Source organism: Candidatus Binataceae bacterium (genome assembly GCA_035650475.1).
GTDB lineage: Bacteria > Desulfobacterota > Binatia > Binatales > Binataceae > JAKAVN01.
Genome location: DASRHP010000010.1, coordinates 219006 through 231710 on the forward strand (window position 1 = coordinate 219006; position 12705 = coordinate 231710).

Annotated in this window: 15 protein-coding genes and 1 other RNA gene; 10 read left to right on the forward strand and 6 right to left on the reverse strand. The window is 67.6% G+C overall.

The features are described from left to right. Positions 1–61 precede the first annotated feature (61 nt). The 6 genes from ffs to VFB33_11200 all read left to right on the forward strand — a co-directional run bounded on the left by ffs (position 62) and on the right by VFB33_11200 (position 4942). An RNA gene (gene ffs, locus VFB33_11175) (signal recognition particle sRNA small type) lies at positions 62–160 on the forward strand. A 38-nt stretch (positions 161–198) separates the two neighbouring features. Continuing rightward, entirely contained in the window at positions 199–2229 is a 2031-nt protein-coding gene (dnaX, locus tag VFB33_11180; protein HZO82244.1) for a DNA polymerase III subunit gamma/tau, read from the forward strand. 4 nt (positions 2230–2233) lie between these two features. Next, positions 2234–2569, forward strand: a complete 336-nt coding sequence (locus VFB33_11185) for a YbaB/EbfC family nucleoid-associated protein (protein HZO82245.1) — start codon at positions 2234–2236, stop codon at positions 2567–2569. A gap of 17 nt (positions 2570–2586) precedes the next feature. Continuing rightward, complete coding sequence (recR, locus tag VFB33_11190) at positions 2587–3213, forward strand: recombination mediator RecR (protein HZO82246.1); 627 nt, start codon at positions 2587–2589, stop codon at positions 3211–3213. A 326-nt stretch (positions 3214–3539) separates the two neighbouring features. Then, the gene (locus VFB33_11195; protein ID HZO82247.1) at positions 3540–4121 is read left to right on the forward strand and encodes a superoxide dismutase; all 582 of its coding nucleotides are present in this window, start codon (positions 3540–3542) and stop codon (positions 4119–4121) included. Positions 4122–4219: 98 nt separating this feature from the next. Beyond that, positions 4220–4942 carry an SDR family NAD(P)-dependent oxidoreductase gene (locus VFB33_11200; protein HZO82248.1) on the forward strand — a complete coding sequence of 241 codons (723 nt, stop codon included), beginning with the start codon at positions 4220–4222 and terminating at the stop codon, positions 4940–4942. Positions 4943–5080: 138 nt separating this feature from the next. Here VFB33_11200 and VFB33_11205 read toward each other — a convergent pair whose 3' ends face one another. After that, entirely contained in the window at positions 5081–5518 is a 438-nt protein-coding gene (locus VFB33_11205; GenBank protein HZO82249.1) for an Rrf2 family transcriptional regulator, read from the reverse strand. A gap of 131 nt (positions 5519–5649) precedes the next feature. On the opposite strand from VFB33_11205, the gene VFB33_11210 reads away from it, so the two are divergent. The 3 genes from VFB33_11210 (at position 5650) to VFB33_11220 (ending at position 8708) form a co-directional block, all read left to right on the forward strand. Next, on the forward strand, positions 5650–7290 hold the full coding sequence (locus tag VFB33_11210; GenBank protein ID HZO82250.1) for a nitrite/sulfite reductase: 1641 nt from the start codon (positions 5650–5652) through the stop codon (positions 7288–7290). A gap of 64 nt (positions 7291–7354) precedes the next feature. Further along, positions 7355–8224 carry a phosphoadenylyl-sulfate reductase gene (locus VFB33_11215; GenBank protein ID HZO82251.1) on the forward strand — a complete coding sequence of 290 codons (870 nt, stop codon included), beginning with the start codon at positions 7355–7357 and terminating at the stop codon, positions 8222–8224. After that, complete coding sequence (locus tag VFB33_11220) at positions 8217–8708, forward strand: hypothetical protein (protein HZO82252.1); 492 nt, start codon at positions 8217–8219, stop codon at positions 8706–8708. Before VFB33_11215 ends, VFB33_11220 begins: the two co-directional genes overlap by 8 nt. Before the next feature lie 21 nt (positions 8709–8729). Here the strand turns inward: VFB33_11220 and VFB33_11225 are convergent, their stop codons facing one another. After that, on the reverse strand, positions 8730–9092 hold the full coding sequence (locus tag VFB33_11225; GenBank protein HZO82253.1) for a DUF4870 domain-containing protein: 363 nt from the start codon (positions 9090–9092) through the stop codon (positions 8730–8732). A 217-nt stretch (positions 9093–9309) separates the two neighbouring features. On the opposite strand from VFB33_11225, the gene VFB33_11230 reads away from it, so the two are divergent. Beyond that, entirely contained in the window at positions 9310–9495 is a 186-nt protein-coding gene (locus VFB33_11230) for a (4Fe-4S)-binding protein (GenBank protein HZO82254.1), read from the forward strand. Between the two features lie 20 nt (positions 9496–9515). Here VFB33_11230 and VFB33_11235 read toward each other — a convergent pair whose 3' ends face one another. The 4 genes from VFB33_11235 to VFB33_11250 form a co-directional block, all read right to left on the reverse strand. Next, a complete protein-coding gene (locus VFB33_11235) occupies positions 9516–9959 on the reverse strand; it encodes a response regulator (protein ID HZO82255.1) in 444 nt (147 codons plus the stop codon). A gap of 12 nt (positions 9960–9971) precedes the next feature. Continuing rightward, positions 9972–11018, reverse strand: a complete 1047-nt coding sequence (locus tag VFB33_11240; protein ID HZO82256.1) for a sigma-54 dependent transcriptional regulator — start codon at positions 11016–11018, stop codon at positions 9972–9974. 196 nt (positions 11019–11214) lie between these two features. Next, a complete protein-coding gene (locus tag VFB33_11245) occupies positions 11215–11715 on the reverse strand; it encodes a 6-carboxytetrahydropterin synthase (protein ID HZO82257.1) in 501 nt (166 codons plus the stop codon). A gap of 5 nt (positions 11716–11720) precedes the next feature. Next, positions 11721–12647, reverse strand: a complete 927-nt coding sequence (locus tag VFB33_11250; protein ID HZO82258.1) for a hypothetical protein — start codon at positions 12645–12647, stop codon at positions 11721–11723. Positions 12648–12705: the final 58 nt, after the last annotated feature.

Here is a 12705-nt window from a genome sequence, read left to right on the forward strand (position 1 = left end):
CGGCGGGGGAATTTAATTGAAGCCTCAGCGGATAGGCGCCGACGGGCTGCCCGCCGAGGATAGCTGGGTCCTGCGCAAGGGAAGGCCGCGAACCCCGCCAGGTCCGGAAGGAAGCAACGGTACCGGTCCACTCCCTGTGCCGCAGGGGCGCCTAGCTATCACTCGACGGGCAGCGCGCGGCCGCTGCCGCAACCTCTGATGGCTCTCGACCCTTCATCGCACCTGGTGCTGGCGCGCAAATGGCGCCCAGAGCGCTTCGCCGAGCTGGTTGGCCAGGAGCACGTCACTCGCACGCTCAGCCAGGCGCTGCAAAGCGGGAGAATCGCCCACGCTTTCCTCTTCACCGGCATTCGCGGGGTGGGCAAGACGACCGCCGCGCGCATCCTCGCCCGCTGCCTCAACTGCGCCAAGGGGCCGACGCCCGAGCCATGCGGCGAGTGCGCCGCCTGCGTCGAAATCCGCGAGGGGCGCGCGCTTGACGTGGTCGAGATCGACGGCGCCACCTACCGCAAGATCGACGACGCGCGCGCGATCATCGAGAACCTCAGCTACCGCCCGGCGCGCGACCGTTTCAAGATCTACATCATCGACGAGGCCCATCAGCTCACCGACCAGGCCTTCAACGCGCTGCTCAAGACGCTCGAAGAGCCGCCCGCCCACGTCAAGTTTATCCTGGCAACGACCGAGCCGCAGAAGATGCCCGAGACGATCCTGTCGCGGCTGCAGCGCTACGACTTCCGGCGCATCCCGCTGGCGACGACGCTGGCGCGGCTAAACGAGCTGGCGGCGCGCGAGGGGGTCGAAATCGAGGAGTCCGCGATACGCCTGCTCGCGCGCGAGGCCGGCGGCAGTATGCGCGACGCCGAACGGATGCTCGAGACCGCGATCGCCGCGCTCGGCGACAAGATAACCGAGAGCGCGATCGCCGCCTCGCTCGGTGTGGCGGGGCGCAGCACGGTGTTCAAGCTGGCGCAGGCGATCCTCGAGCGGGACGCGGCGGCGGCACTCGCCGCGGTCCGCGAGCAGCATCGGGCGGGCGCCAATCTCGAAGCGCTCGGGCGCGACCTGCTCGAGACGCTGCGCAACCTGGCGGTCGCCAAGCTGCCGACGGGCGGCGACCTCGACCCGCTCGCCGACATTGCCGACCATGAGGCTGCTGAATTGCGCCGGATGGCCGAGCGGCCGAGCGGGCGCGACCTGATGCGGTTGTTCCGTCTGATGGCCGACGCGCAGGAGCAGATCGTGCGTTCGCCCTATCCCGATCTGTTGTTGGAGATGGCGGTGGTGCGAATGGCGACGCTGGCACCGGTGATGGACGCCGACGAGCTGCTGCGTGCGCTGGGCGCGGCAGGGGGCGCGGCGGGCGGAATTCCGCCCGCCGCGCCCCCTGCCGCCTCCGGCGGCTCCGGGGCGCGCGCCGTCTCGGCGCGCGCCCCGGAGCCGACTGGCGCCGCGCTGCCGGCCGGCGGCGCGCGCCTGCTGCGCGTCGAGGGCGAGGTGAAGGCCGACGCCCCGCGCCGCGGCGCGTCGGCCGCCACCGCGGCGGGGATCGCGACGCCCCCGGGCGCCGCGCGGCTCGCCGGTTCGCCACCGGCGGCCTTCTCGCGGCCAGTGGCGGCGCCGACGGGCGCCGACCTACCCGAGTTGCGCGACTTTATCCGCGCGCGGCGCGCCGCGCTCGCCGGCTTCATGGAGCAGGGCGCCGCGCTAGCGCTCGACGGCGACGTTTTGCGCGTCATCCCGCGCAACGACATCTACATCCGCTATCTCAGCGACAACCGCGGAGCGATCGCCGAGCTGGCCTCCGAGCTCTACGGGCGCAAGCTGCGAGTTGAGGTGTCGCTCGACGGCGAAGCAGGCGCAGCCGCCGCGGCGGCCGCAACCGCGCCAGTTGCCGAGGTGGCAGCGGGGCGGGCGTCGGCCGGGGCGGCGACCGCTGTTGCCGCGGACGCCGACGGTCCACCGGAGATCGGCGGCAGGGCGCGCGGCGAAGAGGCGCTGCCTTCGTCAGCGAAAGTGGAGGCGGAGGCTCAGCCGCGCCCGGCCCCCATCGACCGCCAGGCGCTCTACGCCGACCCCGTTGTGCGCCGAATCTTCGACGAGTTCCACGCTCGCCTGGTCGATATCCGTGAGCGCCCGGCCGCCGCCGCGCCCGCGCCCGGCACGACGCAATCGCCAGACACGCAGGAAGCCGCCTCCGCCTCGCCGGGGCGCGCTTCGGAGGAGTAATACCGTGGCCGACTTCGACCTTTCCGCCTTGTTCCGCCAGGCGCAGGCGCTTCAGGACAAGCTCAAACAGGTGCAGGAGGAGGCCGCGGCGAAGACCGTCGAGGCGCAGGCGGGCGGCGGGATGGTGCGTGTGGTGGTTGACGGCGCGCTGCGCGTACGCACGGTCGAGATCGATCCGGCCCTCGTTGGCTCGGGCGACAAGACGATGATGCAGGACCTGATCGTGGTTGCGGTCAACGACGGGATACGCCGCGCACAGGAGATGGTGGCCGAGGAGATGGGCAAGCTCGGGCCGCTGGCCGGACTCAAACTGCCGGGGCTGTTCGGCGGCGGCGACTAGCCGCCGCGTCGGAGGCGATGGCCGACAATAACCTCAAGCGCGCAGACGGGTTGCCGCCCGCGATGATGCGGCTGGTGCGTGAGCTCTCGCGCCTGCCCGGGATCGGCGAGAAGACCGCCTCGCGCCTGGCCTTCAACCTGCTCAACCGCCCGCGCGACGAGGTTATCGCGCTTGCCGAGGCGCTGCTCGAGATGAAGGAGCGGGTGGGGCTGTGCTCGGAGTGCTTTGCGCTCTCCGACGCGCCGCGATGCCGCATCTGTGAGGACCCGGCGCGCGAGCACGACGTGATCTGCGTGGTCGAAGGGCCGGCCGACCTGATGGCGATCGAACGCGCGCGCAGCTTCGCCGGCGTCTATCATGTCCTGCACGGCGCGCTCGCCCCGCTCGACGGCGTTGGCCCCGACGACCTCAAAATCAAGGAACTGCTCGCGCGGCTGGAGAATCCGGCGGCGGTGCGCGAAGTAATAATCGCGACCAACGCGACGGTCGAGGGCGAGGCGACGGCGCTCTACCTCGCCCGCCTGCTCAAGCCGTTGGGGGTTAAGGCGACGCGGCTCGCGCGCGGACTGCCCGCCGGCGGCGACCTCGAATACAGCGATACGGCCACGCTCTCCAGCGCGCTGACCAACCGGCGCGAAATGTAGCCGCGCGTCGGCCCTCTTCTGTCATCCTGAGGGAAGCGAAGCATCTCGCACGGCAGTTCCTTGCCGCGCGATATTTTCTGTCACGTCGATAAACGTCCTGGCTGTCGCAGCGACGGGCGGCGAGACCCTTGCCCGCGGCTCAGGAGAGCGAAGGAAAAAAGGCCGCACGCACTCCCCGCGAGCGAATCTTGCAACTCGCGCGATGGGCGGGTTATCTAAGAAGCGAACCTTTGCTGCGCGCGTGAGGCTTGTGCGTGCGCGGCGATCCCGGCCGGCGGCCGGGGCGGGCTCCGCAAGCAAAACCTCTAAAAGGAAGGTACCCGACGATGGCCTTTGAACTGCCCAAGCTGCCCTACGCGATGGACGCGCTGGCGCCCCATATTTCCGCTGAGACGCTTGAGTTCCATCACGGCAAACATCACGCCGCCTATGTCAACAACCTCAACAACCTGATCAAGGGAGGCAAGTTCGAGAACGCCAGGCTCGAGGAGATCATCAAGGGCGCAGGCCCCGGCGGACTGTTCAACAACGCCGCCCAGCACTTTAATCACAGCTTTTACTGGACCTCGATGAAGCCGGGCGGCGGCGGCGAGCCTGGGGGCAAGGTCGGCGACGCAATCAAGAAGGCGTTCGGCGACTTCGCCGCGTTCAAAAAGAAGTTCTCCGATACCGCCACCACCCATTTCGGCAGCGGATGGGCCTGGCTGGTGCAGAAAGCCGATGGCGCACTCGACGTTATCGCGACCCACGACGCTGACTCGCCGGTCGCCCATGGGATCACGCCGATCCTTACCTGCGACGTATGGGAGCACGCCTACTACATCGACTACCGCAACCTGCGCGCCAAGTACGTCGAGGCGTGGTGGAACCTGGTCAACTGGGACTTCGCCGCTTCCAACCTGAAATAGCGCTGTGAGCCGCCCGCGCCAATGAGGCGCGGGCGGCCGCGCATGCGCGAAGGGCGCCGCGCTTGCCTGGGCCGGGCGGCGGGTAGGAGGTCATGACCATGCAACTTCTCGGAGGCCGCGTCGCGATCGTTACCGGCGGCTCGGGCGCGTTGGGCCGCGCTGTCACAGAGCATTTCCTTGTATCCGGCGCTCGCGTCGCCGTGCCTTACATCATCGATGCCGAAGTCCCGCTGCTTGAGCGGCGCCTCGGCGGCCGCTTCCCGTCCTCGCAAATCATGCTCCGCAAGTGCGACGTGGGGGTCGAGGAGCAGGTCGCGGCGCTGGTCGAAGAGCTCGCTCGCGCCTGGGGCAGGATTGATGTCCTGGTCAACCTGGTCGGAGGCTTCTGGGGCGGCAAGCCGGTTGCCGAGACTACGCTCGCCGAATGGCAGGCGATGTTCGACCTCAACCTCAGGCCGACGTTCCTGTGCTGTCGCGCGGTGGTGCCGGTTATGAAGCGCAACGGATGGGGGCGGATCGTTTCGGTCAGCTCGCGCAGCGGGCTCATGGGCGCCGGCGATTTCACCGCTTACGCGGTGGCCAAGGGCGCGATCAAGACCTTCACCGCCTCGCTCGCCGAAGAGGTGCTTGCCGATAACATCATGGTCAACGCGATCGCGCCGAGCACGATCGACACCGAAGCCAACCGTAAGGCGATGCCCAAGGCGAAGCACGAAAACTGGGTCAAGCCCGAGGACATCGCGCGCACCATCGCCTACCTCTGCTCGGAGGAGTGCCGGGTAACTTCTGGCGCGGTCGTTCCGGTTTACGGCAAGGCGTAAGCGCGCACGCCATCTGAGCGGGCGGACGGCGAGATTCCTCGCTGCGCCTGGAATATCTAAACAAGCGTCTCTTACGTCGTCACCCTGAGCCGGAGGCGAAGGATCACCCTGCCGTCGCTGCGACGGCTGCGATGCGCCTTAGATCTGATACATCAGCGCGGATTTGCGCCGCTCTGCGAGTGACTGGAGCGTTGCGCGGCGCAGAATCGCAACCACGCTCTCACGTACCTCGCGCCATACGTCGCGCATCGCACACCCGCCGTCGCGCGGGCAGACCGAGTTCGCGCCTTCTTCCAGACATTCGACCGGCGTGTAATCGCCCTCGATAATCTCGACCACGTCGGCCATCGTGATCCGCGCTGGCGGACGCGCCAGCATGTATCCGCCGCTCGGCCCCTTCTGGCTGACCACCAGCCCGCCGCGCTTGAGCTCGATCAGCAGCCGGCGCAGGTAGTTCTCCGGCACCCCCTGCACGGCGGCGATCTCTTCGACCCGGAGCGGCTGCGCGCTCGGGTATCTGTCGGCCAGCATCAGCAGCGCCTTGAGCGAGTAGTCGACCCCAACGCCGAATTTCATGCTGTTTACCCGCACCTTTTCTAGCACGCGCGAGGGTTTGGTCAAATAGCTGACCAATTTAGTCATCTAATTATTTGACTTAGATGATTTGATAAGTCATTTTCCATCTTCGTCGATCAAAAGGAGCAGCGATGCCGCGACGCGAACCGCCAAATTGGGAAACTGTGCTCAAGCGCAACTCGGTCGAGCGCCTCAAGCGCGAGCTTTTCCCGACCGAGCTCGCCGGGCAGTGGCAGCGGCTGGTCGATACGCCTTACGAGCATTTGCCCGAAGAAGACATCGTACGCCTGCAATGGTTCGGCCTGTATCACGACAAGCCGAAGGTCGGCTCGTTCATGATGCGGGTCAAGATTCCGAGCGGGATCCTGAGCCCGGCCGGCCTGCGCACGATCGGCGAAATAGCCGAGAGCCACGCGCGCGGCCAGGGCGAGCTCACCACTCGCCAAAACATCCAGCTCCATTACGTAGCGTTGGAGCGTTTCCCGGAGATTCTCAGGCAACTGGAGGCGGTGGGGCTGACCACCATGGGCGGATGCGGCGACGTCGTGCGCAATATCACCGGATGTCCAGTGGCGGGCGTCGATCGCGCCGAGCTGTTCGACGCGTCCGCGCTAATCGCCAAGGCGGCGGCGTTCTTCTACGGCAATCGCGAGTACTCGGACTTGCCGCGCAAGCACAAGATCACGATCGCGGCCTGTCCCCTGCAATGCAACGCGCCCGAGATCAACTGCGTTGCGATGGTGGGTACGCGCGAGGGTGGACATGACGGCTTCGCAGTGCGCGTCGGCGGCGGACTGTCGTCCACACCGCGCCTTTCGCGCCATCTGGGCGCCTTCGTCCCGGTGTCGGAGGCGCTTGCGGTACTCCGCGCGATCCTCGACGTTTGGCGTTCAACCACCGAGTACCGGATGTCGCGGGTCAAGGCGCGGCTGAAGTTCATGATTGACGACTACGGCGTCGAGGAATTCCGCCGGCTGGTCGAGGCGCGCCTCGGCCATCCGCTCGAGGACCTTGCAGAGTTGCATCCGCCCAGTGCCGACGGCGACCACATGGGCATCCATGAGCAAAAGACGCCGGGCCGGTTCTACGCCGGCTTTCCGGTACGGCTGGGGATGATGACCGGAGGGCAGATGATCGAGCTGGCCGAGGTTGCCGAGAGCCTGGGCGGGGATATCCGGCTTACCCGTCGCCAGAACTTCATCCTCACGTCGATCCCGAAGGAGGGGCTCGACGAGGTTATCGCGCGCGTGGCCGAGATCGGCTTTCCGATCGACGCCAACGGGCTTTACGCCTCGTCGATTGGATGTATCGGCGATCCGCACTGCAACTACGCCGTCACTCCGACCAAGAGCAAGCTCGATTCGCTCATCGGGCGACTGGTAGCGGAGTTCGGCGAGCGGGCGGCGGGATTGAAGCTCAACCTCGACGGATGCCCGCACGCCTGCGCACAGCATTGGACCGGCGATATCGGCTTGCAAGGCACGACCGGGCGCGGCGCGCACGGCGAGCCGCTGGAGGCTTTCGACGTTATCCTGCGCGGCGGCCTGGGGCGCGACGCCGCGATCGGCAAGCCGCTTTTGCGCCGCGTGCCGTCGGCCGCGGTCGAGGACACCGTCGTGCGCCTGTTTGGCGGCTACCTAGCAAGGCGAGCGGCGGACGAGTCGTTCAGCGCGTTTTGCCGGCGGCTCGACGACGCCGAGCTGGTCACGCTGGCGACGGGAGCTGGCGCGGCAGATCGTCCGCACGGCGACTCGCAGAGCGCAGCGACCTGACTTCCGGCCCCTTCCCTGAAGAGAAGCGGAGTAAGCGAGGGCCCGGAAGGGGGAGAGGATCATAATGCGAGCTGAGAGCGAACACATTCTGATGGACGAATTGGAGGCGGGCGAGGCCGCCGTCGAGCTGGACGACAAGGAGCCGCAGGAGGTGCTGGAGTGGGCGCTCGAGCGCTTCGGCGGCCGGCTCGGAATCTGTTCGAGCTTTCAGGCCGAGGGTTCGGCGCTGATCGACATGGCATGGCGAATCGATCCTGGCGTGCGCGTCTTCACGATCGACACCGGCCGCCAGCCGCAGGAGACCCACGACCTGATCGACGCGGTCCGCGCGCGCTACGGCGTGCGCGTGGAAGTCTTCGCGCCCGACAGCGGCGTGGTCGAGGCGATGGTGACGCGCCACGGCAACAATCTCTTCTACCGCGACGTCAACCTGCGCCTGCTCTGTTGCCAGGTGCGCAAGGTGCTGCCGCTCCGGCGGGCACTGATGAACTTCGATGCCTGGGTCACCGGGCTGCGCCGCGACCAGTGGGCCACACGCTCTAATATTCGCAAGATCGAAATCGACCACGATCACGGCGCGATCGTGAAGTTCGCCCCGCTCGCCGACTGGACCGAGGAAGAGGTCTGGGACTATATCCGCGGCCACGACGTTCCCTACAACGCGCTCTACGACCGCGGCTTCCGCTCGATTGGATGCGCACCGTGCACGCGCGCGGTCGCGCCGGGCGCCGATCCGCGCTCGGGCCGCTGGTGGTGGGAGAGCGGTGCGCCCAAGGAGTGCGGGATGCACTGCGCGATCGAAACCGGCGGCTTCGAACACGAACTGGCGGCGCTGCTTGGCCGCGACCACGCGGTTGCAAAGGACGGTGCGGCGCGCAACGGCGCAAATGGTCACGACGGCAACGCCCCCGCAGGCGAGGGCGGCGATGGCTAAGGCGTCAATGAAAGCCGCGGGGCAGGTGTCGGCGCTGGCCCTCGACACGCTCGAGCGCGCGGTGCTCGCCGCGCCGGTCGCCGCCTTCGCCGAGGCCGCGCGCGAGCCGGCGGCGCGCGCCCGATGGGCCGAACTGGCCGCCGCGATAGACGCGCTGGAAGTTCCCGCGCCGCTCCTGGAGCAGTTCGGCGCGCTTGTGGAAGCCGCGCTTACCAGCGGACGGGTTCGCCGCGAGCACGGCCCGGGCGCCGAGCTTTCGCTGCGCGCACTCTACCTGAAGACTCCGCGCGGGCGCGCGGCGGCCGAGGCGGTCGAGGCGCTCAACGCGGCGCTCAGCGAATTTGCGGGCCGGCCGCTTGACGCTGTGAGCGTCGCGATACGCGGACCGGGCGCGTGGGCGCTTACGCTGCAGAGCGCCCGCGCGCGCATCGTCGTTCGCTTCGCCCACGACGGCGTGCAGGCGGAGAGCGTCGAGCTCGGCTGAGACGCGCCGCCGGGCGCCGATTCAAGAGGCGCCGGCGAAGCCGTCGGTGATGTCGGCGAGGTAGGGGATGCGGTAACGCTCGCCGCGGAGCGCCTTCCACATCAGGAAAATCCACATCACGGCCAGCGCCAGGTTGACGAGCTCCTGCAGCCCGCCCAGCAGCCGGCCCAGCGAGTAGGGCAGCACCGCGATGAAGACGCCAAAGATGACGTTGATCACTAACCAGGCGACCGAAAACGCGATCGACTGGCGGGCGTGGAACCGGACGTAGTCGTCCCTGTCGTACGGTTCGAGGTAGAGGAAGACGATACCGGTCACCAGCCCCAGGACATAGGCGAGCGCCGCAATCACCTGGTTTTGTGGGGTGCCGCTCTGTGCGTCCATCGCGCGCTGCCTCCTCCCGCTGCCGCCGGGGCGGCTGGCGCGCCCGGCTATCTTAGCGCATTCCGATAGCAACGCCCCGCGGTCCGCGCAAGCGCCTGGCCGCGTGCTTGCGGCCGATGGCAGATGCGTGGGAAAAGGGAATCCGCGATCCGTGCTGGCGTGCGCACGTGGCGGCGCGATCCGCGGGCAGCCGGCAAAATTGCGGGAGGTGGGTACGATGGCGCTTGAAGTGACCTGGGACCCCAAGGTCTGCATCCACTCGGGCAACTGCGTGAAGAGCTTGCCGCAGGTCTTCCGCGTCGAAAACGGCAAGTTCGTCATCGAACCGGCCAGGGCCGACGACGAGCGCGTGCGCGCCACGGTCAACGCCTGTCCCTCCAGGGCGCTGCGAATCAAGCAGTAAGGCGCCTTCGCGGCGCGCCGCTATTTTCTGGGATTGCCGCCCCCGAGCTGGTGAAGCACGGCCTCGTTGGCGCGCGCTCCGGCCGCCATCTCGAGTTGGGCGCGGATGCGTGCGGCGAGCTGACGGCGGAAGACCGGCTTGGCCAGAAAGTCGCCCACCCCCAACCGCATCCCTTCCGCGCGCGCGTCGAGGTCGTCGCGCGCCGTAATCATGATGACCGGGATTTCGGCGGTTACGGGGTTTTCCTTAAGCTTGCGGCAGACCTGAAAGCCGTCCATCTCCGGCATCATGAGATCGAGCAGGATCACGTCCACCGGGGTTTCCCGCGCGATCCGCAGGCACTCCTGGCCCGAGATTGCCGGCAGCGCGACGAAGCCCTCGCGCTGAAGATGGCGCGCTAGGATCGCCACGGTGTCGGGGTCGTCGTCAACCACCAGGATGTGAGGCACCCGTTCCTCCGGCATAGGCTCCCTTCCTCACGCGTCGTCGCGCCAGTTCGAATTGTTCGGCGCGATCACCCCGCATCGCCGCAGCTTGGCCGAAAACGTCGTGCGCTTGAGCCCGAGCAGGCGCGCCGCCGCCTGCTTGTTGCCGCCGGTCTGTCGCAGCGCCTCGTTGATCATACGCCCTTCGAGCTCGCGCACCATCGCGTTGAGGTTGACGCCGCCTTCGGCGAGCCGGCCCGGAACGTGATTGTCGGCGGCCGCGCGCGTCGTCGCCGCCATGTTGGGCGGCAGCAGCGAGGCGTCGATCGCCGAACCCTCGCAAAGGATCACCAGTCGCTCGACTATGTTCTCCAGCTCGCGCACGTTGCCCGGCCAATCGTACGACCACAGGCTCACCATCGCCTCCTGCGTAACCTCCCAGTGACGGCCGGGAAAGCGCGCGCGCATCCGCCCGAGAAAGTACTCCACCAGCAGCGGGATATCCGAGCGCCGCTCGCGCAGCGGCGCGATCATGATCGGCACCACCTGGAGCCGATAGAAGAGGTCCTCGCGAAACGTCCCCTTTTTGATCGCGCCCGCGAGGTCCGAGTTGCTTGCCGCGATCACGCGCACGTCCACCTTGTTCGAGCGGTCGGAGCCGACCGGCCGCACGATCCCGTCCTCGAGCACGCGCAGCAGCTTGGCCTGTAGCTGCATCGGCATCTCGCCAATCTCGTCGAGGAAGATGGTTCCGCCATCGGCCGTGCTGAACAGGCCCTGGCGCGGCCCGAAAGCGCCGGTAAAGGCGCCGCGCTCGTGGCCGAACATCTCGGATTCCAGCAGCTCGTGCGGGATCGCGGCGCAGTTGACCGGCACGAACGCCCGGCCGCGTCTCGCCGAGAGGTCGTGGATCGTACGCGCGACGACCTCCTTGCCGGTGCCGCTTTCGCCGGTGATCAACACGGTGGCGTCGGTGGCGGCCACGCGCTCGACCAGCGCGCGCAGCTTGACCATGGTCGGATGTTCGCCGATGAGCGCGCGCTCGCTTACGGGCCGCCTAGCCGCGGCGGTGTCGTCCTTCAACTCGGGTGCGGCCACCTCTCGCAGGCCTCCCCCCTTGGCAGGCACTGGCATTGCGCAGCAGCCGGATTTTCTCACGCGCGCCGGTCGCCAAACAAGATACAAACTGCTGCCCGGACCGCGTGAGCGTGCGAGCACGAGAAAAACCGGCGCGTCTGTGAATAATAACAGCCCGCTTTGACGGGCTAGGCGCGTTAGAGATGACGCATCGATTCTATCGTCCGCTCACTTCGGCGCGATAGCTGGCGAGCTGTCCGGGAGCCTCGGCGACGGAAATTTCCAGCGTGACGACGGCGTCGAGCGCGTGCTGCGCCTTAAGCGCCGCGCACAGTTCGTTCCAGATATAACGCGCCAGTTCCTCGGCCGAACTGTGCGCGATCGGCAGCATGCAGGCGTCCGCCGCCGGCAGCCGAAACTCCTCCTCGCCATAGCGGATTCGTACTTGCCCGTTGTCCAGCCGTTCGATCCGCAGGCAATCGCTCTGTGCCGGTATCAGCGTATGCTCGTCGAGCCGGTCCACGATCGCTTTCGTAAGGCGCTTGACGAGGCCGAAGTCGAGCACGTAGCCCGTCGGTGACAGCCGCCCCTCGACGCGCACTCCGACCTGGTAGTTATGGCCATGCAGCGGCTCGCGGAAGCCCGGGTAGGCGATAAAGTGCGCGGCGGAAAACTTCAGGTTCTCCTTCGCCACGTAGATCGAGAATCCTGACGCCACGCCGGTCACTCCACCGCGCGCATGGGAGCCGCCGCGAGCAGCGGCGCGAGGCTCGGATGGGTCCGGGCGGCGAACTGCTTGCGATAACGAGGATGGTCGAGCGAGGTCGCCGCCAGGAAGCGCTCGGGCTCGCCCGGCGCGGCGGCGTCGAGATGGCTCAGCAGCTCACGGCCCCAGTCGCTATCCGGTTCCAGTTCCTCTATCAGGTCATCCACCGCGGTCCCATGGATCCCGCCGAGCAGGCATTCGGCGAAGTAGCCGGCCTGACCGGCGCGATCGAGCGCCAAGCTCTTCACCTCCATCGCTTCGCGCATGGTGAGCAGCCGATCCATCCCAAGCTCGCTGCGCCTCGAGCGCACTGCCGGGTCGCCGCTGCCCTCGTAACCCGAGCCTATCGCGGCAATCGCGACCCGACCGTCGGCGAGCGGCACCGGATGGAAGATATATCCGGGCGAAGTGTAGCCGAGCAGCTTGCGCAGCGCGCATCGATAGGCGAGGAGATCGAAATCCGTGCGGCGCGCGATGGCGAGCAGGAAATCGCCGAGCGCGGCGCCGGCGGCGTCGGCGCGCGCGATCAATTCCAAGAATTTCTCGGGTGAATACTCCTCACGTTTGGCGATGAGTGGCGCCCACTTGCGGTCGAAGACCAACGCGACGGCGCCGATTCCGTTCGTGCCGGAGCCGTTTGCGGATACGCCGTCGCGGCTCGCGCGCGCGACGATCGGCTCTCCCGCGCGTATCGGCTCGAGGTCCATCGCAAGATACTGCCCGTGGGTCGAGGGCTTGGCGAATCCGCGGCGCGCGTTGCCGAGTGTAACCGCAAATGCGTCACGCGCGACGAGCCGGCTTGCGCCGCCGCGCCGCTCGGCCAGTATTCCGTACCCGCTGAGCAGCGAGCCGTAGCCAATCACCAGCAGAGTTTCGTTCGCCACCTCGGTTGCCGCACCTCGTGCCGCGCGCGCCGCAATGAGCATTATGCTAGCCCACGCG

Bases quoted from the DNA above. Each gene is read 5' to 3' on its own strand.
- dnaX (HZO82244.1), top strand. From the start codon at position 199: ATGGCTCTCGACCCTTCATCGCACCTGGTGCTGGCGCGCAAATGGCGC.
- recR (HZO82246.1), top strand. From the start codon at position 2,587: ATGGCCGACAATAACCTCAAGCGCGCAGACGGGTTGCCGCCCGCGATG.
- VFB33_11195 (HZO82247.1), top strand. From the start codon at position 3,540: ATGGCCTTTGAACTGCCCAAGCTGCCCTACGCGATGGACGCGCTGGCG.
- VFB33_11200 (HZO82248.1), top strand. From the start codon at position 4,220: ATGCAACTTCTCGGAGGCCGCGTCGCGATCGTTACCGGCGGCTCGGGC.
- VFB33_11205 (HZO82249.1), bottom strand. From the start codon at position 5,518: ATGAAATTCGGCGTTGGGGTCGACTACTCGCTCAAGGCGCTGCTGATG.
- VFB33_11210 (HZO82250.1), top strand. From the start codon at position 5,650: ATGCCGCGACGCGAACCGCCAAATTGGGAAACTGTGCTCAAGCGCAAC.
- VFB33_11215 (HZO82251.1), top strand. From the start codon at position 7,355: ATGCGAGCTGAGAGCGAACACATTCTGATGGACGAATTGGAGGCGGGC.
- VFB33_11220 (HZO82252.1), top strand. From the start codon at position 8,217: ATGGCTAAGGCGTCAATGAAAGCCGCGGGGCAGGTGTCGGCGCTGGCC.
- VFB33_11225 (HZO82253.1), bottom strand. From the start codon at position 9,092: ATGGACGCACAGAGCGGCACCCCACAAAACCAGGTGATTGCGGCGCTC.
- VFB33_11230 (HZO82254.1), top strand. From the start codon at position 9,310: ATGGCGCTTGAAGTGACCTGGGACCCCAAGGTCTGCATCCACTCGGGC.
- VFB33_11235 (HZO82255.1), bottom strand. From the start codon at position 9,959: ATGCCGGAGGAACGGGTGCCTCACATCCTGGTGGTTGACGACGACCCC.